Below are 22,228 nucleotides of genomic sequence, written 5' to 3' on the forward strand. Positions count from 1 at the left end.
GATCGGTGGTGCTCGGCGACACACTTACGAGCACCACCGACGCGCATGTCACCCCGATGCGCGAAGATGGTCGAGTGAGTTTCTGGCCAGCGCCCCATGTCGACGCCCCCGTGCAGGCGACAGTCACCCTGCCCGGCTCCAAATCGATCACGAACAGAGCGCTGGTCCTCGCCGCGCTCGCCGACGGTCCCTCGACCATCACCGGGGCGCTGCGCAGCCGCGATACCGCACTGATGATCGCGGCCCTGCGCGCTCTCGGCACCCAGATCATCGGTGACGCCGATACCCTCACCGTCACCCCCGGTCCGCTGCGTGGCGGCCGGGTCGACTGCGGGCTGGCCGGTACCGTGATGCGGTTCGTTCCTCCCGTGGCCACCCTCGCCGTGGGCGACAGCGCCTTCGACGGCGATATCGCCGCGCGGGTCCGCCCCCTGCGCACCATTCTCGACGCCCTGCGCGGGCTCGGCGCCGATATCTCCGGCGATGCCCTGCCGTTCACCGTGCACGGCACCGGGTCGCTGCGCGGCGGTGTCATCACTATCGATGCCTCGGGCTCGTCCCAGTTCGTCTCCGGCCTGCTGTTGTCGGGTGCACGCTTCGACGAGGGCGTGGTGGTGCGGCATTCCGGTAGCGCGCTGCCGTCCATGCCGCATATCGAGATGACGGTCGAGATGCTGCGCCGGGCCGATGTCGCGGTCGAGGCGCCGTCCGACAGTCGCGGCGAACAGACCTGGACCGTGGCTCCCGGGCCGATCCGCGCGGTCGACTGGACCGTGGAACCGGACCTGTCCAATGCCACGCCGTTCCTGGCCGCCGCGGCGGTCACCGGCGGAAAAGTGAGCATCCCGCACTGGCCCCGGCTGACCTCCCAGGCCGGCGATGTCATTCGCGAGATCCTGGTGCGCATGGGCGCGGAGGCGGGTTTCTACGACGGCGCGCTCACCGTGACCGGCCCGGATCGGCTGGCCGGTATCGATATCGATCTGCACGATGTGGGCGAGCTGACGCCCACGGTGGCCGCCCTCGCGGCGCTGGCGGACTCCGGCTCCCGGTTGCGCGGTATCGCGCATCTGCGCGGCCACGAAACCGATCGCCTGGCCGCACTGTCCACCGAGATCAACCGTCTCGGTGGACAGGTGACCGAAACCGAGGACGGGTTGGAGATCACCCCGGCCCCGCTGCGCGGCGGCCGCTGGCACTCCTACGCCGACCACCGGATGGCCACGGCCGGGGCGATCCTGGGCCTGGCCGTCCCGGGGGTGGAGATCGAGGATATCGGCACCACCGCCAAGACCCTGCCCGATTTCGTCGACCTCTGGGAATCGATGCTCCACCCGGAGAAGGCCGAACCGGGAGCGGCTCGCTGAGCCGGCGCGGTCGTTCCACCGCCTCCTACGACGAGACCGATGTGCGGGTACGTCCGGGGCGGAGTTCGCGGCCGCGTACCAAGACCCGCCCGCAGCATCGGGACGCGCAACCGGCGATGGTGGTCTCGGTGGACCGCGGACGCTGGGGTTGTGTACTCGACGGCGATCCGGCCCGCCCGCTGGTGGCGATGCGCGCCCGGGAGCTGGGCCGCACCCCGATCGTGGTCGGCGATCGGGTCGAGGTGGTCGGGGATCTCTCCGGCCGCCCGGATACCCTCGCGCGGATAGTCCGGGTGGCCGAGCGCACCACCGTACTGCGGCGTACCGCCGACGACACCGACCCGTTCGAACGTGTGGTGGTGGGCAATGCCGAACAGCTGTTCATCGTGGTGGCGCTGGCCGATCCGCCACCGCGTACGGGGTTCGTGGAACGCGCCATGGTCGCCGCCTATGCCGGGGGGCTCGAACCGGTCCTCTGCCTGACCAAGCACGATCTGGCCGCGGATTCCGAATTCGCCGCGGATTTCGCCGATCTCGACCTCACCATCGTCTACGCCGGGATCGACGACCCGCTCGATACGGCCCTGGAACTGCTCGGCGGACGGCTCACCTGTTTCCTGGGTCATTCCGGTGTGGGGAAGTCGACCCTGGTCAATCGGCTGGTTCCCGAAGCCGAACGGGCGGTGGGTGAGGTGTCCGGGGTGGGAAAAGGGAAGCACACCTCCACCCAGTCGGTCGCGCTGGCGCTGCCCGGGGGTGGGTGGGTCATCGATACGCCGGGGGTACGGTCGTTCGGTCTGGCCCATATCACTCCCGACGATGTCATCGCGGCTTTCACCGACCTCTCCGAGGCAACCGAGGACTGTCCGCGGGGGTGCACGCATCTGGGACCGCCCGCGGACCCGGAATGCGCGCTCGACGAGCTACCGGACAGAGCTCGCCGGGTCGCCGCCATCCGCCGGTTGCTGATCGCGTTGAACTCCAACGATCCCTGGTGAGCCGGGCAGCGCCGCGCGCCGCGCGGGCCGGCTCACCGTTTCCGCTTCGGTGGTAGTGACCGGGCGAATTCCGCGCCACGGCCCACCCCATCTCGCCAACTCCGGGTCGGTTGCCACCGCGCCGGCGGTGATCCGGAGCCATCCGTCGAGTTCCCGGCCCCGCATCACCATCGGCCGCACCGAGATGTCGTCCACCAGTACGGCGGCCGATGCGGGCGCCATCCGGATCATCAGCCCACCCTGTCCGCTGACCGCGAGGCCCATGTTCCCGCCGAACAGGAAAGCCGGCCCGCCGAACATCGCGCGCTCGGAGATATCCGCTCCGCTACCCAGCACGTTCCGTACGCGATCGGCCAACTCTTCGTCGTATGCCATGGAATCAGTGTGCGCGCCCGGCCCGACAGGTAGCTGTCGGTACCACACCGGTAATTGTCCGATAATTGAATCCATTGTTATGATCCAAACATAATAATGGAGGTGCCCATGACGAATCCGAGCGCCATCCGGCTCGCTCTCCTCGCCGGATTACCGCCCGTGCTGTCCGCCGTCCCCAATATCGTGCTGCTGGCAGCCGCCGCCGACCGGCTGCCCGATCCCCTCGCCACACACTTCGGGGCCTACGGTGCCGACGGATTCACCGGCCGGGTCACGATCATGGTCGTCTCCGCCGCACTCGGTATCGGCGTGGCGGTACTGTTCGCCGCCATCCTGGTGGCGGGCGTCCGGAGCGGTAAACCGCCCCGCACACCGGATTCCCCCTTCGATCAGATCCGGTTCCTGGTCGCCACCGCCTGGGGAGTGGGCGGTTTCCTCGGCACCCTCACGCTCGGCGCTACCATCGCCAACCTCGACGCCGTGGATGTCACGCGGGTGACCCTGCCCGTGTCGGCGTTCGTGGCCGCCGTCGCCATCGGAATACTGTTCGCGGCGGCGGGTTGGCTCATCGCACCGGACACCCCGGTCGCCGAAGCGGCGCGGTCGTCGGCCCGGCCTCTCGCCCTCGGCCCTACGGAACGAGTGAGCTGGTCCCGGCGCGTTTCCTCCCCGTGGATGTTGTCGGCCGGGGTGGTCACGCTGCTCCTGGGTGTGGGGAGCGGTTTCGTGCTCCACCCCCTGATGGGAGTGCTCCTGGCGCTCACGGGAGTGCTGCTGGCCCATCTCTCCTCGATCCGCGTGGTGGTGGACCAGCGGGGCCTCACCGTGGGGACGGGGCCGTTCGGCCGGCCGATGTGGCGGCTGCGTCCCGAGGACATCACCGAGGTCTTTGCCGAGAACATCTCCCCCATCCACTACGGCGGCTACGGGATCCGGGTGATCCCGGGAGCCACGGCTGTGCTGTTACGCGGCGGCCCCGGAATCGTGGTGACCCGCCGCTCGGGCCGGCGGTTCGCGGTCGCGGTGGGCGACGCCGAAACCGGGGCGAGCGTTCTCGCCGGCATTGCCGAGCGAGCAGCCTGAGTCCGTGCTGATCCGAGTCGATGCGGCGCGGCCCGAACCGCTGGCCGATCAGATCGCCGCCTGTGTACGCCGGGCCATCGCCGACGGCAGCGCACCCGCGGGCCGGCGCCTGCCCGGAGCCCGCGAACTCGCCGCTTCGCTCGACGTCAGCATCCACACCGTGCTCGCGGGGTATCAGCGGTTGCGCGACGAGGGCCTGATCGAACTGCGCCGCGGCCGGGGCGCCACGGTTCGCGCCGACGCCCCCGACGGCCGGGCCGAGGTCATCGACCTGGCCCGCCGACTCGTCGCCGCCGCCCGGCGTATCGATCTCGACGAGGACGAACTGCTGGCCCTCGTCCGCACGGTCGCCGCTCACCGACCCGAAACCCCCGCACCGGCGGACACGGCACGGTGACCCGCGGCGGACACGGTCACCCTCCGGTTCGGCACGCGGATCGGAGCCGGTGGGAGCCGTCCGCTACGCGCTCACCTCGGCGGCCTCCCGGGCGTACCGGCTCAGGTGGCGGCCGAGCCCGTAGTGTCCCCGCAATGTGGTTTCGGTGTAGTCGGTACGGAACAGCCCGCGTGACTGCAGGATGGGGACGACCTGGTCGACGAAATCGCTGAGCCCGCCCGGGAGATACGGGGGCATCACATTGAACCCGTCGGCGGCGCCCGCTTCGAACCAGGCCTGCAGATCGTCGGCGATCTGCTCGGGTGTCCCCGCGATGGTGCGATGCCCGCGACCGCCACCGAGTTCGGCGATCAACCGGCGCACGGTGAGCGACTGCCGCTCGGCCAGATCCTTCACCAGCTGATAGCGACTCTTGTTGCCCTGGATCTGCTCGATCGGAGGCAACGGGGGCAGGGGCGCGTCCAGCGCATGCTCGGTGAGATCGATCCCGAGCATGGTGGAGAGCTGCCGTAGCGAGTACGCCAGCGAGATCAGCTCGGTGAACTCCTGTTCCAGCTGTTTCGCGGCCTGCTCGGTCTCGGCGATGAACGGCACGATCCCGGGCAGGATCAGTACCTCGTGCGGACTGCGTCCGTACGCGGCGGCCCGCGATTTCACCTCACGATAGAACGCCTGCCCGTCCGGTACGGACCGCTGCGCGGTGAAGATCGCCTCGGCGTAATGACCCGCGAAATCCTTACCGTCGGCCGAGGAACCGGCCTGTACGAGCAGCGGCCGCCCCTGCGCGGAACGAGGCACATTGAGCGGGCCGCGGACCGTGAACCGTTCACCCCGGTGACCGACGGTATGCACCTTGGCCGGGTCGGCGAAGATACCGGCTTCCGCGTCGAGGACAACGGCATCGTCCTCCCATGAATCCCAAAGCGCGGTCGCCACCTCGACGAACTCCGCGGCTCGGCGATATCGGCCGGCGTGATCGGGAACCTCGTCGTAACCGAAATTGGCCGCCTCGTCCACACCGCCGGAGGTGACGATATTCCACCCCGCCCGGCCACCGCTGATCTGGTCGAGCGAGGCGAATGCGCGGGCCAGGGTGTAGGGCTCGTTGTATCCGGTGGAGGCCGTGGCGATGAGGCCGATCCGCTCGGTGACCACCGCCATAGCCGACAGCAGGGTGATCGGCTCGAAAACCGCCTGCGTATTGTGCTCGATCCGCGGGCCCACCGCGAGACCGTCGGCGAAGAACACCGAATCGAGTTTGCCGCGTTCGGCGATCCGCGCGAGTTCCTGGAAATGTTGGACGCGCAGCACGTTACGGGCATCGGTACGGGGATGCCGCCAGGCCGCCTCGTGGTGGCCGACGCCCATCAGGAACGCGTTGAGATGGATTTGCGGAGACATGATGCCTATCTAGAGAGCGACCCGCCAGCGCGAGAGCCGGCGTTCGGTGAATACGAGCAGTGCGTTGAAGACCAGCCCCACCAGCGCGATGGCGATGATGCCCGCATACATATCGGGAATCTGGAAGTTGAGCTGAGCGGCGGTGATCAGATAGCCGAGCCCGGCCTTGGCGCCGACCATCTCCGCCGCGATGAGCACCAGAATCGAGGAGGCCGCGGCCATCCGCAGACCGGTGAAGATGGTCGGCACCGCCGCCGGCAGCACCACCTTGGACACGATGGCGATCTGCGAGAAGCCCAGCGAACGCGCGGACTTGATCAGCAGCGGGTCCACCGTCCGCACCCCGGAGATGGTGTTCAGCAGGATCGGGAACGCGCACGCGTAGATCACCAGAGCGACCTTCGACGTCTCACCGATCCCCAGGATCAGGATGAACACCGGCAGCAGAGCCAGCGCGGCGGTGTTGCGGAACAGTTCGAGTACCGGGTTCAGGAAGTCGGCGACCGGGCGGTACCAGGCGATGGCCACACCCAGCGGTACCGCGAACGCGACCGCGACGACGAAACCGGTGAGCGCCCGGGACAGACTGGTCGAGACGTGCTCCCACAGCTGACCGTTGCCGACCAGCGTGAAAAAGGTCTCGGCCACTGTCGTGAACGGAGGCAGGAAGACCTTGTCCACGAGCCCGGCACGGGGAGCGATCTCCCAGAGCGCGAGGAACAGCAGAATGGCGACCGACGGTTTCACGATCCGCCAGGCGAGCCCGGCCAGCCGCCGTCCCGAACGCCGGACCGCGCCGGCTCCCGCGGCCGCCGGGCGGGCGGTCGACGCGGGTGGGGGCTCGGTGGTGCGCGGTACGCTGTCGAGGGTGCCGGTGGCGAGAGCGCTAGACATGCTGAACCTCTTCGGTCGTCGAGACATCGGCGAGTTCGAGCGAACGGGCACGTTCGACCTCGTCGTGCAGCAGGGACCAGATCCGGTGCCGGAGAGCGCGGAAACTCTCCCCGGACCGGATGTCCTCGGCGGTGCGGTCGATATCGATATCCACCACCGTTTTGACCCGGCCGGGCCGGGAGGTGAGTACGGCGACGCGCTGTCCCAGGTAGATCGCCTCATCGATACCGTGGGTGATGAACAGGATCGTCTTGCCGGTGCGCTCCCAGATGCGCAGCAGCTCGTCCTGTAGCGATTCCCGCGTCTGCGCGTCGAGCGCGGCGAACGGCTCGTCCATCAGCAGTACCTCCGGGTCGTAGGCGAGGCTGCGCGCGATCGCGACCCGCTGCTTCATCCCGCCGGAGAGTTCGTGCGGATAGCGGTCGGCGAACCCGGTCAGACCGACGAGCTCGAGATAGTGCTCGGCCCGTTCCCGGCGTTCGGCCCGGGACACACCCTTGGCCTCGAGCCCGAACTCGATATTGCGGCGGGCGGTGCGCCACGGCAGCAGTGCGTACTGCTGGAAGACGATCCCGCGGTCGAGACCCGGCCCGGTGATCGGTTCGCCGTCCAGCAGGATCCGGCCGGAGGTGGGCGAGCCGAGACCCCCGAGCAGATCGAGCAGCGTGGATTTACCGCAACCACTGGGGCCGACGAGCGCCAGGAATTCTCCGGCGGCCAGGTCGAGAGTGATGTCCTCGATGGCGACGAGTTCGCTCTTCTGCCCCCGGACGGGGAATTTCTTGGTCACCCCTGCCAGGCGGAGTTTGGGTGTGCCGCTCATTTCTCACCAGCCAATGCTTGTCCGTCGGGGCCGCTCTCGGCGGGATAGGTGCCGTTGGCGTACGGGTTGTACTCGTTCGTGTAGAGGTCGCGGGCCGCCAGCGCACCTTCTTCGAGTTCGCCGTTACGCACCAACCAGTCGATCCACGTCTGTATCTCGCGTTCGGCGATCACGGCACCGGGCACCGGGATACCCGTGCTGCGCCAGTACTCGATCGCCCGATCGCTCTCGGTGCGGCCGCGTGCGTGGATGATGTCGAGGAAGCGGGCGACCACCTCCGCACGCGGCCGGGTCTGCGTCCAACGGATGGCGCGCGCCGTCCCCTGGACGAAATCCCGGACCGCCTCGGGGTTGGCGGCGATGAAATCGTCCCGCATCACATAGGTGCCGTAGCTGAACGCACCGAACAGGTCCCGATCGGTGAACAGCGCGCGGATACCGCCGCGTTCGAGCGCCACTTCACGCTGGATACTGTTGAGAGTGGCGACATCGATCCGGCCCTCGCGTAAGGCCTGTTCGGTGTTCACCGGCGGGACAACGGTCAACTGCACGGTCTCGATCTCCTCCGGAGTGAGCCCCTGCTGGGCGAGCCATTCCCGGGTGAGGAATTCGTGATGCGCACCGAGGGTGTTCATCCCGACCTTCTTGCCGATGAGGTCACGTGCCGAGCGAATCGGGCTGTCCTCGAGGACGTAGTAGCCGGTGTAGTCGCCCGCGTCCGCGCCGTACGAACTCAGCACCGAGGTGATGGGGGCACCCGCCGCGTTGAGTTTGACCACCGCGCCGTTGAACGCGGAACCGAACTCGACCTGCCCGGTGGCGGCGGACTGGATGTCCTGCGGCCCGCTGGTGGTATCGCCCACCCACTCCAGCTGGATTTTCTCGAAATAGCCGAGATCGGCGGCGAGTTCGTGGAAGCCCACATCGCCGGACCAGCCCTGGTAGCGCAGAACGGCCCTCCCGTCCGCGGTCTCGGCCACCCTGCCGTTCGCCCCGCAGGCACACAGCAGCATCACGAGGGCGACGAGCGCCGCGACGCAGGCGACGGCGCGCGGCCGTCGACGGCTGTGGTGGAGGTCCGGGCATGGTGACATGGGTTCTGTCCCTTGTGCTGTGGGGATGCTGCCCGGTTATGGTGTCGCCTCGGACAGTGAATTCGAACCGTTTACCTCGAGACGAATCGAAACCTGCCGCACGGCGGCGGCACCCAGCGATATCGGCCGGAGTCGATGCCACGGGCTCGGCGTACCCCGCATCGCGACCGGTCGCCGATTCCGGTTTCACCGCCGGCGATCGGATCCCGGGCTCTTCTTACCGCCGGCCGCGCTGGTGACCGTATTCCGCGCGCTGCGGTATGCCACGTCGCCGGCCGCTCCCGGGAGCGGCTACGACGGCTTCACGACCGCCGGCCGCCCCGGAATGCTCCGGTACATGTTCTTCACGTTCGCCGACCGGGCTCGGTTGCGGAAACGTCCGGCGGCATTGCTGATCGTGCCGCCGCGTTCACCGGCTCAGCGAGTCGATGGCGGTCCGGAGTTTGGTCGCGGCCTCGGCGGCGATGGGTTCCAGGCGGGGGTCGTCGGTGACCTGCACCATTACTTGCGGGTTCATGGCTTCGACGACGATATCTTCGGAATCGCGTGCCCGGCGGACGACGACATTGCAGGGTAGTAGCAGTCCGATCTGCCGATCCACGTCTACCGCGCGGTGGGCCAGCGGAGGGTTGCAGGCACCGAGGATCCGGTAGTCCTCCATCTCGTGGCCGAGTTTGGCTTTCAATGTCGCTCGCATATCGATTTCGGTGAGCACACCGAAACCCTGCGCGGCCAGCGCCTGCCGAGTCCGTTCGACGGCGTCCTCGAAATCGGCGGTGAGTGTGGTGGACAATCCCGGACCGGTGGTGTTGCTCATGACGAGACAGACCTCCTTGTCGATGGGTTCGATCATTGTGGTCACTCGAGCGGGTGCACACACGCGACAGCGCGGAACGAGAGATCCGGCCGCGCCGTGCGCACGTGGCCGGTCGAGTGCGCCGCAGGGCAGCAGGCCGCCCCCACCAGCGTAGTCGGCCGCACCTCCCGCGAGCCGGACAGCGCCGACGATGCGATCGCCGAGACGCCACCGGTGCGCCGGGCCCATCGGCGCACCCATGGCACTGCCCCGCCGGGTGGGCGGGCCGGCCCGGCCGCCCGGCAACTCCCGGCCGACCACCCTGCCCGCAGGAATCATCGGGTTACCAGCCGTATATCGGTATCTGCCAGCGGAATTGGTGGCATGTTCGAGAATTGTCGGTCTTTCGGCAACCGATCGGGGCGGCCTACGCTAATATCCGGCGCGCACCGATGTTATCCGTCCGAGACGGTGCCGAGACGTCCGCGCGACCGTCCGGCTCGGACATCGTGTTCCACCCGGTGCGTTCGGCCATTCCATCCCGCACTTCATCGGACACAGAAGGAACGATGTTCAAAATTCTGGCCATCGGCGCGGTGGCGACCGCGCTCGTCTTCGGCAGCGCCTCCGGCGCCTTCGCACAACCCCATTCCAGCACCGGCCGCCCCGGTTCGCCGGGCGTGCCGACCCCCTCCGGCAAGGACGATTCCGTCGCGCAGCTGCCCTTCCACGACCGGGAGTTCCTCCGGGCCAGCGCATTCGACGACGAAACCCGGCCGGTCCAGGATGCCGCCATCGCACTCGCGCACGCACAGTGCGTATTTCTCGACAAGGCCGGTAACTCCTCGACGAACCGCACCTACCTCGCGGAGGAAGCACGGCCGTTCGTCGAATACCCCTACCTGTTCCTGAAAGCGGCGATCGAATCGTACTGCCCGTGGCACGCCCCCGTACGCTGACCGGCCACGGATCCACACGATCCGGAACCGCCCGGAACGCCGGCGGCGCCTCTCCGAGCCGGAGAGGCGCCGCCGGTTCCGTGGTCAGTGCTTACGACGGGTCTTGGGCCCCTTACCCTGCTTCGTCTGCGCCCGGGCCGCCTCACGGCGTTCCCGGCGAGTACCCTGCGGCAGGCCCCGGTCGCCGTATTCCTGCGCCTCGCTGTGCACCGCGGCGCGACCGCCCTCGTCCGGGCCCGAGTAGCTCAGGCCCCGCGGGCCCGAGTGATCGATACCGCGAGCCCGCAGCGCCGGCGGCGCACCGTTGAGGATGGGGAGCTTCTCGGTGGGGTACTGGCTCTCCGGCAGCGGCTGCGCGCCGGCGAGCGCGCCGACCGGCGAGCGCAGGCCCGGATCGACCTGGGTACCCACGGGCTGCGGCTGCTGGACCTCCACCTGGACGTTGAACAGGATGCCGACGGCATCCTCCTTCAGCCCCTCCAGCATATTGGCGAACATATCGAAACCCTCGCGCTGGTATTCCACCAGCGGATCGCGCTGGGCCATGGCGCGCAGGCCGATACCTTCCTTCAGGTAGTCCATCTCGTAGAGATGCTCACGCCATTTGCGATCCAATACCGAGAGCAGCACCTGACGCTCCAGCGTGCGCATACTGCCCTCCCCGGCCAGACCGTCGATCTCGGCCTCCCGCTGCGCGTAGGCGGCGTGGGCATCCTCGAGCAGCGTCTCCAGCAGATCCTCGCGGGTGAGCTCACCGGCCTCACCGATCTCGGTCTCACCGGCGACGTCCCGCGGGTCCAGGCTCACCGGATAGAGGGTCTTCAGCGCACCCCACAGCTTGTCCAGATCCCAGTCCTCCACGTAGCCCTCGGCGGTGGCGCCGTTCACGTACGCGGTGATCACATCGGTGATCATGCTCTGGACCTGGCCCTCCATATCCTCGCCGCGCAGGATCCGGTTGCGCTCGCGGTAGATGACGGTGCGCTGCTGGTTCATCACCTCGTCGTACTTGAGTACGTTCTTGCGGATCTCGAAGTTCTGCTGCTCGACCTGGGTCTGCGCGCTCTTGATGGCCTTGGAGACCATCTTCGCCTCGATCGGCACATCGTCGGGCAGGTTCAGCCGGGTCATGATCGACTCCAGCGCGGCCCCGTTGAACCGCCGCATCAGCTCGTCACCGAGGGAGAGATAGAACCGGGACTCCCCCGGATCGCCCTGGCGGCCGGAACGGCCACGCAGCTGGTTGTCGATACGGCGGGAATCGTGCCGTTCGGTGCCCAGCACGTACAGACCGCCGGCCTCACGCACCGCCTCGGCGTCCGCGGCGACCTGCTTCTTCACCTTCTCCAGCGCGTGGAACCAGTTGGCCTGGTATTCCTCGGGGGTCTCGACCGGGTCCAGACCCTGCTGGCGCAGCAGGGTGTCGGTGATGATGTCGGGGTTACCGCCGAGCACGATATCGGTACCGCGGCCGGCCATATTGGTCGCGACGGTCACCGCACCGGGCCGGCCCGCCTCCGCGATGATCTGCGCTTCCTTCTCGTGGAACTTCGCGTTGAGCACATTGTGCGGGACGCCCCGCTTGGTGAGCTGCTTGGACAGATATTCCGAGCGGTCCACGCTGGTGGTACCGATCAGCACCGGCTGTCCCGCCTCGTGCCGCTCCACCACATCGTCGACCACCGCGTTGAACTTGGCTTCCTCGGTCTTGTAGATGAGGTCGGCCGAGTCGATGCGGATCGGTGGTTTGTTCGTCGGGATCGGGATGACGCCCAGATTGTAGATCTGGTGCAGCTCGGCCGCCTCGGTCTCGGCGGTACCGGTCATCCCGGACAACTTGTCGTAGAGACGGAAGTAGTTCTGCAGCGTGATGGTGGCCAGGGTCTGGTTCTCCGGCTGGATCTCGACCCCTTCCTTGGCCTCGATCGCCTGGTGCATACCCTCGTTGTACCGGCGGCCGACCAGGATACGACCGGTGAACTCGTCGACGATGATCACCTCGCCGTCACGGACGATGTAGTCCTTGTCCCGGGTGTAGAGCTCCTTGGCCTTGACGGCGTTGTTCAGATAGCTCACCAGCGGCGAGTTGGCGGCCTCGTAGAGATTGTCGATACCGAGCTGGTCCTCGACGAATTCCACGCCCGCCTCGTGGACGCCGATGGTGCGCTTCTTGATATCGACCTCGTAGTGCAGGTCCTTTTTCAGCAACGGCGCGATTCGGGCGAATTCCGCATACCACTTGCTGGAGGCGTCGGCGGGACCGGAGATGATGAGCGGGGTACGGGCTTCGTCGATGAGAATCGAGTCGACCTCGTCCACCACGGCGAAATTGTGGCCACGCTGGACCAGATCGTCCAGCGAATGGGTCATATTGTCGCGCAGATAGTCGAAGCCGAATTCGTTGTTGGTGCCGTAGGTGATATCGGCGCCGTACGCGGCACGCCGCTGCGCGGGCGTCATCCCGGCCAGGATCGCCCCCACCTCCAGACCGAGGAAGCGGTGCACCCGGCCCATCCATTCGGAGTCGCGTTTGGCCAGGTAGTCGTTGGTGGTGACGATATGCACGCCGTCACCGCTGATCGCGTTCAGGTAAGCGGGCAGCACCGAGGTCAGGGTTTTACCCTCACCGGTCTTCATTTCCGCGATATTGCCCAGATGCAGGGCGGCGCCGCCCATGATCTGCACCTTGTAGTGCTTCTGCTGCAGGACCCGCCACGATGCTTCCCGAGCCACCGCGAACGCCTCGAGCAGCAGGTCGTCGAGGGTTTCCCCGTCGGCGTAGCGTTCCCGGAACTCATCGGTCCTGGACCGCAGTTCGGCATCGGTGAGGTGCTCGTAGTCGCCCTCGAGCCTGATCACCTCGTCGGCCAGATGGGAGAGGCGCTTGACCATGCGACCCTCACCAAAACGTAGCAACCTCGTCAGTGTCAGCGCAGGCACGGGTCTCGTCAGTCCTCTGGGTCGGTATCGGCTCCGATGTTCACGGCCGCGCGGTCCCGGCGATGGGCGCGTGGCCGCAGCTTGCTTCATGGTAATGCGGCTCCCATGGTAGGCGCCGTCGCGGACCCGGCCACTGTGTCTTCGTCACAATGGCGGGCCGGGAGATACCCCATAGCCCGGTCGTCACGCGAGACCGCGAATTCCCTGTCGGAATATGGCACACAATGGTGCGAGAACGGCTGTGGCCTGGTCACAATGGAGTCCGGGTTCCGGACTCCGAAGGGGCAGGCAACAGTGTGATTGCGAAGCTGACTACGCGGGACGCGGACTTCTTCCGCCTGGAATCGACCACGCATCCGGCGCATATCGGTTCGCTGGCCGTACTGGACAACACCACCGGCGGCGAACGGATCCTCGACTACGAGGGCCTGGTCGACCTGGTGGAATCACGCCTGCCGTTGGTACCGCGGTACCGCCGCAAGGTCCGCGAGATCCCGCTCTCCCTCGGCCGCCCGGTCTGGGTCGAGGACAGTCGCTTCGACATCACCTATCATCTGCGCCGCTCGGCGCTCCCGGCACCGGGCCGTGACGACCAGTTGCACGAACTCGTCGCGCGCCTGGCTTCCCGGCCGCTGGACCCCAGCCGGCCGCTGTGGGAGATGTACCTGATCGAAGGGCTCGCCGGCGGACGGTGCGCGATCTACACCAAATCCCACGCCGCGCTGGTGGACGGGAACGCGGCCCTGGAGATCGGGCATGTCATCGTGGACGGGGCCGAATCCCCGCGCGATATCGCCGACGACCTCTGGCAGCCGGGCCGCGAACCCAGCGATACCGATCTGCTGCTGGGCGCGCTCGCGCATCTGGTGGCCCAGCCGGGTTCGGCGGTGGAGGTGCTGCGCGAGGCCGGCGCGGGCGCGGCCGGGGTGGTCGGTGCGGCCGGGCGGACCCTGGACGCGGTGGCGACGGCGGTCCGGTCGGCCACCGGCGGAGCTCCCGACAGTCCCCTCAACACGCGCACCTCCCGGCAACGGCGGTTCGCGGTGGCGGTAACCGACCTCGACGACTACCGGCGGGTGCATCAGCGGGCCGGCTGCACCATCAACGATGTGGTGCTGGCGGTGGTGACCGGGGCCCTGCGCAACTGGCTGCTGTCCAGGAACAAGGGGCTGACCGAATCGAGCGTGCTGCGCGCGGTGGTGCCCATGTCGGAGTACGGCGGGGATACCGGGGGCGGGCGGACGTTACCCAACGAGATCACGCCGTTCCTGATCGACCTGCCGGTAGGGGAACCGAGCCCGGTGATGCGGCTGTCGCATATCGCGCACGCGACCGCGGCGGACGAGCGACACCGCTACGGCGTCCGGGCACGGACCCTGGTACACCTGCCGGGGTTCGCTCCCGCCAGCCTGCACGCGATGAGCGTACGGGCGGCGAGTACGTTCGCAGACCATACGTTCAATGTGGTGATCACCAACGCGCCGGGCCCGCAGACGCCCATGTACGTCGGCGGCGCGCGGATGCTGGAGATGTACCCGGTTTCGCCCTTGCTGCGCAACCAGGCGACGAGTATCGGGATCACGTCCTACGACGGGCGGGTCTGCTACGGACTCAACGCCGATCGCGAGGCGATGGCGGATATCGGGGTATTGGCCGCGTCGGTGCCCGAATCGATGGAGGAGATACTCGGTGCCTGCCTCTGACCGCAAGACCATGCGCGTGTACGTGCCGGCGACCGTGCCGATGCTGCGGGAACTGGTGGAGAAACGGGAGCTGTACGCGGTGGGCGGTACGGCCTTCGCGCTCACCCCGGCGCTGCGCGAGGCCTACGCCTCCGGTGACGACGAGGAGCTGGCGGAAGTCGCGATGGCCGAGGCGGCACGTGCGGCGCTACGCCTGCTGGCCGAGGAGGTTCACGGCTCGTCCACGCCGATGTATCGCCGGGCCGTGATCGCGGTGGATGTCACGGGAGCGACCCTGCGCCCGGATCTGGACGATGCGGTGGTGAAACTGGACGGCCCCATCCAGTACAAGCGGGTGGCCTCGGTCCACCTGGACCTGGCCGAAGCCGAGCCCGCGGTGGCCAAGGCGGTGGACATCATCGATGCCGCCGACCTGGGCGACGAGGACGCCGAATTCGTCCTCGGCGATGCCGAGGATCATCAGCTGGCCTGGTACGCGACCCAGGAGCTGCCGTTTCTCGTCGAACTGCTCTGAATCGGGCCGGTCGTCGCGCCGGACCGGGCGGTTCGCGCGGCCTCGGCCGGGTACCGCGCCTTGTGACGAACACCCGCCGGGCCACGGCTGCGCTGTGAACCCGGACGGCGCTACCGACTGCCGCTCACCTCGGCCCCCAACTGAACCTACGATGCCGTAACCTTGTCGCGACGACGCGCCCAGGGCGCGGGGAATACAGGAGATCAGCAGCGCAAATGGGCAGGAAACCGAAGGGGATGACGGTGCGCGGTGTCAAGGAGTGGCTCGAGGCACCGGCGGCCGATGTCGCCGATCGCGGCGGCAAACTGAATCTGCTGCGGGGAGCGGTGGCCCGGGTCACCACTCCGCTGCTCCCCGACGACTACCTACACCTGGCCAACCCGCTGTGGTCGGCGCGGGAACTGCGCGGCCGGGTCGTGGACGTCCGCAAGGAGACCGCCGATTCGGCGACCCTGGTGATCAAACCCGGCTGGGGCTTCGATTTCCGGTACGAACCCGGGCAGTACATCGGTATCGGCATTCTGGTGGACGGCCGGTGGCACTGGCGCTCCTATTCGCTCACCAGCCCGCCGGACTGGGAGGACCCCCGCTACGGCAAGAAGACCATCGCCATCGCGGTGAAGGCCATGCCGGAGGGTTTCCTGTCCAGCCATCTGGTCAACGGGGTCACGCCCGGAACCATCGTCCGGCTGGCCGCACCGCAGGGCGCTTTCGTGCTGCCCTCGCCGCCCCCGGCGAAGGTACTGTTCCTCACCGCCGGATCCGGGATCACGCCGGTCATGTCCATGCTGCGTGCCATGGACCGCCGCGACACGGTGCCCGATGTGGTGCACGTCCATTCGGCCCGCTCGGCCGAGGACGTGATGTTCGGCGCCGAGCTCGCCGATCTGCACGCGCGCCGCCCCGGCTTCGTCTCGCATATCCATCTCACGGGCGAGAAGGGCAAGTTCACGCCGGAGCAGCTCGACGAGCTCTACCCGGACTGGCGGGAACGCCAGACGTGGGCATGTGGGCCGCTGGGGATGCTCGACGAGATCGAGAAGCACTGGCGCGCGGCCGGCGTGGAAGCGAAACTGCACGTCGAACGCTTCGAGGTGGAGCGGTCGGCGACCACCGAGGGCGGCACCGTCACCTTCGGGAAAACCGGACGCACGATCACCGTCGACGGAGCCACCACCCTGCTGGAAGCCGGGGAAGCCGCCGGGGTCCAGCTGCCGTTCGGCTGCCGGATGGGTATCTGCCAGACCTGTGTGGTCACGGTGAGTTCGGGCCATGCCCGCGATCTGCGCAACGGGACCGAGCGATTCGAGGGCGAGAAAGTGCAGACGTGCGTTTCCGCCGCCGCGGGCGATTGCACGCTGGAGGTGTGAGCCGCCCGGGGGCCGCGGTAACCGGCGGATCCGGGTACTCTCGGGATCGACCGTAGGTTCTGCCCGGGTCCGGGACGGCTACGGGAATTCGTTCTCGTTTTCGATCCTTCCCGCTCTCGTTCTCGCCTACAGCGCCTACAGAAGGGACGCCGGTGGCCATCACCGACATCAGAGCCTTTGCCCACCTCACGGACACGGATGTCGAGTCGCTGGGTCAGGAGCTGGACGGTATCCGCCGCTCGGTCGAACAATCCCTCGGCGAACGCGATGCCCGCTACATCCGGCGCACCATCGCCGCGCAGCGTGGCCTGGAGCTGGCCGCTCGCGCCGTTCTCTTCGGTAGTCGCAATCGCTGGGCCTGGCTGGCCGGTACGGCGATGCTGTCGGTCGCCAAGATCATCGAGAACATGGAGCTCGGGCACAACATCAGCCACGGCCAATGGGACTGGATGAACGACCCCGAGATCCACTCCAGCAGCTGGGAATGGGATATGACCGGCCCTTCCGCCCAGTGGCGGCGGGCGCACAACTATTCCCACCACACCTACACGAATGTGCTGGGCAAGGACGAGGACCTCGGTTTCGGCATCCTGCGGATGACCCGGGACGAACCGTGGCGTCCGCTTCACCTGGTCCAGCCGATCGCCAATATCGTGCTCGCCGCCGGTTTCGAATGGGGTATCGCGCTACACGACTGGAAGATCGAGAAACAGCTCTCCGGAGTGCCGCGGTTCCAGCTCGATTCCGAGCCGAACAAACTCTTCGGCCGCAAGGTCCTCCGGCAGCTGGCCAAGGATTTCGTGATCTACCCGGCCATCACCGGACCGGCGTTCGCCTCCACCCTGAAGGCGAACGCCACCGCCAACCTGATCCGCAACCTCTGGGCCTACGCGGTGATCTTCTGCGGCCATTTCCCCGACGGCGCGGAGAAGTTCACCGAGGAACAGCTCGCCGGCGAAACGCCCGGCGAATGGTATCTGCGGCAGATGCTGGGCAGCGCGAATTTCTCCGCCGGACCCGTTATGGGCTTCATGAGCGGCAACCTGAGCTACCAGATCGAGCACCATTTGTTCCCGGACCTGCCGAGCAATCGCTACCCCGAGGTGGCGATCGCGGTACGCGAACTCTGCGAGAAATACGATCTGCCGTACACCACCGGTTCGCTGGCCAAGCAGTATCTGCTCGCCTTTCGCACCATCCACAAACTCGCCCTCCCGGATCGATTCCTGCGGCGCACCGCCGATGACGCCCCGGAAACCTCCTCCGAACGTAAATTCGCCGGGATCACCTCGCATTCGGCCGCCGAACAGCTGCCGTGGAGTATCGACCCCGCGACCGGCCGGCGCCGGGGTCTGCGGTGGGCACTGCACGAGGCGAAAGCCGCGTTGCATGCCAAGGCCCAGCAGGAAAAGGAAATATTGCGCGCCGCGCAGCGCTCGGTGCGGGCCCGCGCCCGGCAGGAGAAGGCTCTGCTCCGGCGGGCCCGCCGGGCCCTGAACAAAGCACAGGTCACGCAGAGCCGGTGAGGTGGTGGGCCGGGCGCGGAAAAATCCGCTTCCGGTCGGCGCGACCAATTGCCGTAATCGGTGTAATGTGCCTTCGATCCCCTCGGTGACCCAACACACCCGGAGTTCCACGGGGCCCGGTCGAGCTATCACTCGACTTTGGGACGCGCAATAGGATGCACGCCACATTTTCTACCCATATCCCCAAACCTACGGTCCCGTAACTTACGGTAGTGTAGCCGCCATGGCTATCTCGGATGTCAAGGAATACGCACACCTCACCGAGGCGGATGTGGAAGCGCTCGGGGCAGAGTTCGATGCGATTCGTCGGGACATCGAATCGACCCGGGGCGAAAAAGACGCCCGCTACATCCGCAATGTCATCCGCCTGCAGCGCGCACTGGAAATAAGTGGGCGCGCCGTCCTCTACGCCGGTTTCCTCCCCCCGGCCTGGTTCGCCGGGGTGGCCCTGCTGGGCACCGCCAAGATCATCGAGAACATGGAGATCGGGCACAATGTGATGCACGGCCAGTGGGACTGGATGAACGATCCGGAGATCCACTCCACGCACTGGGAATGGGATAACGCGGGCCCGTCCAAGCATTGGAAGCACACCCACAACTATCTGCACCACAAGTACACCAACGTCCTGGGAATGGACGACGATATCGGCTACGGCCTGCTGCGGGTGACGCGCGACCAGCGCTGGAAACCGTTCAATATCGGTAACCCGGTCTACAACCTGGTGTTGCAATCGCTCTTCGAGTACGGGGTCGCGATCCAGCACCTGGAACTGGGCAAGATCGCGGCCGGAAAAGTGAAGCCGGGGACTCCCGAGCGCGCCGAATTCGACCGCAAGGTCGACGAGGTGCTGGCCAAGATCAAGAAGCAGGCGCTGAAGGACTATGTGGTCTTCCCGTTGCTGACGGGCCCTCTCTTCTTCCATACGCTCACCGCCAATCTCGCGGCCAACGTGGTCCGCAATGTCTGGTCCAACGCGGTCATCTTCTGTGGCCACTTCCCCGACGGGGCCGAGAAATTCACCAAGGCCGATATCGACAACGAGACCCGGGCCCAGTGGTATCTGCGGCAGATGTTGGGCAGCGCCAATATCTCCGGCGGCAAGATCATGCATTTCATGACCGGCAATCTCAGTCACCAGATCGAACACCACCTCTTCCCGGATCTGCCGAGCAACCGGTATGCCGAGATCGCCGTTCGCGTACGTGAACTGTGCGATAAATACGATCTGCCGTACACCACGGGGTCACTGCCGGTCCAGTACTTCAAGGCCTGGCGCACCATCCTGAAACTCTCGCTGCCGAACAAATACCTCCGGCACACCGCCGACGACGCCCCCGAAACCGCGTCGGAGCGCAAATTCAACGGGCAGGCGGTCCCCACGATCGACCCCGTGACCGGAAAACGGCGCGGCCTGCGCACCGCCATCGCCGAAGGCCGGAAGCGGATACGCCGCCGCGCCGTCGCCCTGGCGAGCTGACCCACCCCGCCACGCGAGTTCCTCTACGAACAGGCCGGGGTGCGGCCCTGTCCGGTAGGTCCCTCCGAACCAACCGGTGGTCCGCATCCCGGCCCCGCTCACCTGTGCGCTCATGCCACGGGTACCCGGCCCTACGACCACGGCACGCAGCGGAACGGCATCTCCACAACCGGCCGGGCGCATGCCCTCCTCCGCGAATCGGCTCCCCTTCCCCGCACCATCCGGTCCATCCTTCCTCCGCGCCGCCGGAAGCGGCTCGATAATGGCCCGTGTGACTGCTGCGGAGATGAGTGTGTACGAGGCGATCCGGACCCGTCGTGATGTCCGGGCCGAGTTCACCGGTGAGTTGATCGACGAACCCACACTGCGGCGGATACTGGCGGCCGCCCATTGCGCGCCGAGTGTCGGCAACTCGCAGCCGTGGGATTTCGTACTGGTGCGTAGCCGGGCGACCCTCCGCGCGTTCGCCGCACATGTGGCGGAGAAACGGCGGGAGTTCGGGCGATCGCTGCCGCCGGAACGGGCCCGGACCTTCGAACCGATCAAGATCGAGGGCATCGAGGAGAGCGGTACCGGGATCGTGGTCGTGCACGACGACTCCCGGGGTGGGCCGCATATTCTCGGCCGCGCGACCGTGCCCGAAACCGGCGTCTACTCCACGGTTCTCGCCATCCAGAACCTGTGGCTGGCGGCCACAGCCGAAGGAGTGGGAGTGGGGTGGGTGTCGTTCTACGATGCGCCGTTCCTCGCCGAACTGATCGGCCTGCCGGCCGGAGTGCGTCCGGTGGCCTGGCTCTGTATCGGTCCGGTCGGCGGTTTCCAGCGCGTCCCCGATCTGGAGCGCTTCGGCTGGCGGGACCGGCGGCCGCTCGAGGAGGCCGTGCACTACGAGAACTACGGGGTGAAACGAGGCGAATGAGAACACCGGCCGGCCCGTGACGGGCCGGCCGGCTCCAGCGACTAGGCGAGCCTGATCAGGCCGTAATCGAAGGCGTGCCGACGGTACACCACCGACGGGCGATCGGTTTCCTTGTCCTGGAACAGGAAGAAATCATGGCCGACCAGTTCCATCTGGTAGAGCGCGTCGTCGACGGTCATCGGAACGGCCGGGTGAACCTTGGTTCGCACGATATGGCCGGGACCCTCGTATTCGGGGTAATCGGCCGCGAAATCCGATCGCTTCGCGGTGTGCCGCGAATGATCATGGGGGGAGAGCTCGCCGGCCAGCGACTCGTCCACCAGTTCCGCGGTGGCGTCGTGCACCGAGACCGGGGTCTTCTCCCCGTAGTGCACGCGGCGGCGGTCCTTGGTGCGGCGCAGGCGGCTCTCCAGTTTGGCCGTGACCGCCTCGAAAGCGGCGTAGAAACTGTCCGCGCATGCCTCGGCACGGACGACCGGGCCCTTGCCCCGCGCGGTGATCTCCACCCGCTGACAGTTCTTACGCTGACGACGATTCCGTTCGTGGAAGAGTTCCACGTCGAACAGGAAGATCGACGGGTCGAAGCGTTCGAGCCGGGACAGCTTCTCCGACACATAGATTCGGAAATGGTCGGGGACCTCGACATTGCGGCCCTTGACCACGATATCCGCGCGGGTCTCCTGTGGTCGGTCGAGCTGATCGTCCAGCTGCGTAGGGGCTGTGTCCTGAACTGAAGGTCGTGAAGATGTCGTCACGCGTACCTCCCGGATCTGGCCGCACACTTCCGACGTATGCGGCGGGATGAAACAGCGCCGGCCACGTCTGATCAGTCGGCCGGCACTTGGTCCGAGGCCCACCTCCAAACTCCCGGAACGGGGTGTGTGAACGCGACGCTAGTACGCGGATCGGAGGTTCGCCACTGTTCACCGCGAATTTCCCGGATTCACGCCGAACAGGTCACCAATACGCCATCGAGGTGTGCACCGGCGGCCGCCAGGGCACGCGCGCACGCGCGCGCGGTGGTACCCGTGGTGAGCACATCGTCGACCAGGACGACCTGCGCGTTCACAGCCCGGCGGGGTAAGGGCGCGGCATGCACCCGGCCGTTGAGATTGCGGTAGCGCATCCGCGCCGGCAGACCCGCCGAATCACGGACTCCCCACCAGACTCGCAGACACGGCAGCACGTGGCAATCGTTCAGCGATCCGGCCGCCACCCGCGCGCACCGCAGCACCGGGTCGCCGCCGCGACGCCGGGCCGCCGCCCGCCGGCTCGGCGCGGGCACGAGTATCAGGGGCGTTCCGGGCGCTCGCAACTCGGCCAGTCCGGCGGCCCATGCCTGCCCCAGCGGCCGGGCCAGATCGCGGCGTCCCCGTTCCTTCGCCGCGAGTACGGCCTGCCGCGCCGGGCCACGGTACGGGCTCAGCGCCCAGCACGGCACCCCCGGGTCGACCCGCGGGTGCACCCGGACCGGTGGACCGGTCAGGCTGCGTGCGCAGGGCGCGCACCACGATGTTCCCCGGCCGCGGCAGCCCGCGCATTCGGACGGCACGACCAGATCCAGCAGTGTCCGCATACCCGGGAGTGTG

At 67.3% G+C, this 22,228-nt stretch carries 19 protein-coding genes and 1 pseudogene; 11 read left to right on the top strand and 9 right to left on the bottom strand.

Going from position 1 to position 22,228, the window contains the following annotated elements; genetic code table 11:
• Positions 1–56 precede the first annotated feature (56 nt).
• Entirely contained in the window at positions 57–1,367 is a 1,311-nt protein-coding gene (aroA, locus tag ACYR7D_RS00755) for a 3-phosphoshikimate 1-carboxyvinyltransferase (RefSeq protein WP_459549949.1), read from the top strand.
• Positions 1,364–2,365 (top strand): ribosome small subunit-dependent GTPase A, encoded by a 1,002-nt coding sequence (rsgA, locus tag ACYR7D_RS00760; RefSeq protein WP_459549950.1) that lies wholly within the window; start codon positions 1,364–1,366, stop codon positions 2,363–2,365. Before aroA ends, rsgA begins: the two co-directional genes overlap by 4 nt.
• 32 nt (positions 2,366–2,397) lie before the next feature.
• Here rsgA and ACYR7D_RS00765 read toward each other — a convergent pair.
• Positions 2,398–2,740, bottom strand: a pseudogene (locus ACYR7D_RS00765) (TfoX/Sxy family protein).
• A 108-nt stretch (positions 2,741–2,848) separates the two neighbouring features.
• On the opposite strand from ACYR7D_RS00765, the gene ACYR7D_RS00770 reads away from it, so the two are divergent.
• Positions 2,849–3,823 (top strand): SdpI family protein, encoded by a 975-nt coding sequence (locus ACYR7D_RS00770; RefSeq protein ID WP_459547710.1) that lies wholly within the window; start codon positions 2,849–2,851, stop codon positions 3,821–3,823.
• A 4-nt stretch (positions 3,824–3,827) separates the two neighbouring features.
• Positions 3,828–4,220, top strand: a complete 393-nt coding sequence (locus tag ACYR7D_RS00775; protein ID WP_459547711.1) for a GntR family transcriptional regulator — start codon at positions 3,828–3,830, stop codon at positions 4,218–4,220.
• Between the two features lie 63 nt (positions 4,221–4,283).
• Here ACYR7D_RS00775 and ACYR7D_RS00780 read toward each other — a convergent pair whose 3' ends face one another.
• The 5 genes from ACYR7D_RS00780 to ACYR7D_RS00800 all read right to left on the bottom strand — a co-directional run bounded on the left by ACYR7D_RS00780 (position 4,284) and on the right by ACYR7D_RS00800 (position 9,285).
• Complete coding sequence (locus tag ACYR7D_RS00780) at positions 4,284–5,621, bottom strand: LLM class flavin-dependent oxidoreductase (RefSeq protein ID WP_459547712.1); 1,338 nt, start codon at positions 5,619–5,621, stop codon at positions 4,284–4,286.
• A gap of 9 nt (positions 5,622–5,630) precedes the next feature.
• Complete coding sequence (locus tag ACYR7D_RS00785; RefSeq protein ID WP_459547713.1) at positions 5,631–6,515, bottom strand: ABC transporter permease; 885 nt, start codon at positions 6,513–6,515, stop codon at positions 5,631–5,633.
• Positions 6,508–7,338 carry an ABC transporter ATP-binding protein gene (locus ACYR7D_RS00790; RefSeq protein WP_459547714.1) on the bottom strand — a complete coding sequence of 277 codons (831 nt, stop codon included), beginning with the start codon at positions 7,336–7,338 and terminating at the stop codon, positions 6,508–6,510. Before ACYR7D_RS00790 ends, ACYR7D_RS00785 begins: the two co-directional genes overlap by 8 nt.
• Positions 7,335–8,432 (bottom strand): ABC transporter substrate-binding protein, encoded by a 1,098-nt coding sequence (locus ACYR7D_RS00795; protein WP_459547715.1) that lies wholly within the window; start codon positions 8,430–8,432, stop codon positions 7,335–7,337. Before ACYR7D_RS00795 ends, ACYR7D_RS00790 begins: the two co-directional genes overlap by 4 nt.
• 409 nt (positions 8,433–8,841) lie before the next feature.
• On the bottom strand, positions 8,842–9,285 hold the full coding sequence (locus ACYR7D_RS00800; RefSeq protein WP_459547716.1) for a DUF302 domain-containing protein: 444 nt from the start codon (positions 9,283–9,285) through the stop codon (positions 8,842–8,844).
• 512 nt (positions 9,286–9,797) lie between these two features.
• Between ACYR7D_RS00800 and ACYR7D_RS00805 the strand changes: the two genes are divergently transcribed.
• Complete coding sequence (locus ACYR7D_RS00805; RefSeq protein ID WP_459547717.1) at positions 9,798–10,187, top strand: DUF732 domain-containing protein; 390 nt, start codon at positions 9,798–9,800, stop codon at positions 10,185–10,187.
• Between the two features lie 84 nt (positions 10,188–10,271).
• Here ACYR7D_RS00805 and secA read toward each other — a convergent pair whose 3' ends face one another.
• On the bottom strand, positions 10,272–13,127 hold the full coding sequence (secA, locus tag ACYR7D_RS00810) for a preprotein translocase subunit SecA (RefSeq protein ID WP_459547718.1): 2,856 nt from the start codon (positions 13,125–13,127) through the stop codon (positions 10,272–10,274).
• Between the two features lie 296 nt (positions 13,128–13,423).
• Between secA and ACYR7D_RS00815 the strand changes: the two genes are divergently transcribed.
• The 6 genes from ACYR7D_RS00815 to bluB all read left to right on the top strand — a co-directional run bounded on the left by ACYR7D_RS00815 (position 13,424) and on the right by bluB (position 20,639).
• Entirely contained in the window at positions 13,424–14,830 is a 1,407-nt protein-coding gene (locus ACYR7D_RS00815) for a WS/DGAT/MGAT family O-acyltransferase (RefSeq protein ID WP_459547719.1), read from the top strand.
• Between the two features lie 10 nt (positions 14,831–14,840).
• Positions 14,841–15,344, top strand: coding sequence for a DUF6912 family protein (locus ACYR7D_RS00820; protein WP_459549951.1), 504 nt, complete (start codon positions 14,841–14,843; stop codon positions 15,342–15,344).
• A 215-nt stretch (positions 15,345–15,559) separates the two neighbouring features.
• The gene (locus ACYR7D_RS00825; protein ID WP_459547720.1) at positions 15,560–16,714 is read left to right on the top strand and encodes a ferredoxin reductase; all 1,155 of its coding nucleotides are present in this window, start codon (positions 15,560–15,562) and stop codon (positions 16,712–16,714) included.
• Between the two features lie 152 nt (positions 16,715–16,866).
• On the top strand, positions 16,867–18,240 hold the full coding sequence (locus tag ACYR7D_RS00830) for a fatty acid desaturase family protein (protein WP_459547721.1): 1,374 nt from the start codon (positions 16,867–16,869) through the stop codon (positions 18,238–18,240).
• A 223-nt stretch (positions 18,241–18,463) separates the two neighbouring features.
• Complete coding sequence (locus ACYR7D_RS00835; RefSeq protein ID WP_459547722.1) at positions 18,464–19,720, top strand: fatty acid desaturase family protein; 1,257 nt, start codon at positions 18,464–18,466, stop codon at positions 19,718–19,720.
• 286 nt (positions 19,721–20,006) lie between these two features.
• Positions 20,007–20,639 (top strand): 5,6-dimethylbenzimidazole synthase, encoded by a 633-nt coding sequence (gene bluB, locus ACYR7D_RS00840; RefSeq protein WP_459549952.1) that lies wholly within the window; start codon positions 20,007–20,009, stop codon positions 20,637–20,639.
• 41 nt (positions 20,640–20,680) lie between these two features.
• Here the strand turns inward: bluB and hpf are convergent, their stop codons facing one another.
• Complete coding sequence (gene hpf / locus ACYR7D_RS00845; protein ID WP_459549953.1) at positions 20,681–21,346, bottom strand: ribosome hibernation-promoting factor, HPF/YfiA family; 666 nt, start codon at positions 21,344–21,346, stop codon at positions 20,681–20,683.
• 236 nt (positions 21,347–21,582) lie between these two features.
• Positions 21,583–22,215, bottom strand: coding sequence for a ComF family protein (locus ACYR7D_RS00850; protein ID WP_459547723.1), 633 nt, complete (start codon positions 22,213–22,215; stop codon positions 21,583–21,585).
• Between the last annotated feature and the right edge of the window lie 13 nt (positions 22,216–22,228).

The sequence above is a fragment of the Nocardia sp. X0981 genome (assembly GCF_977089955.1).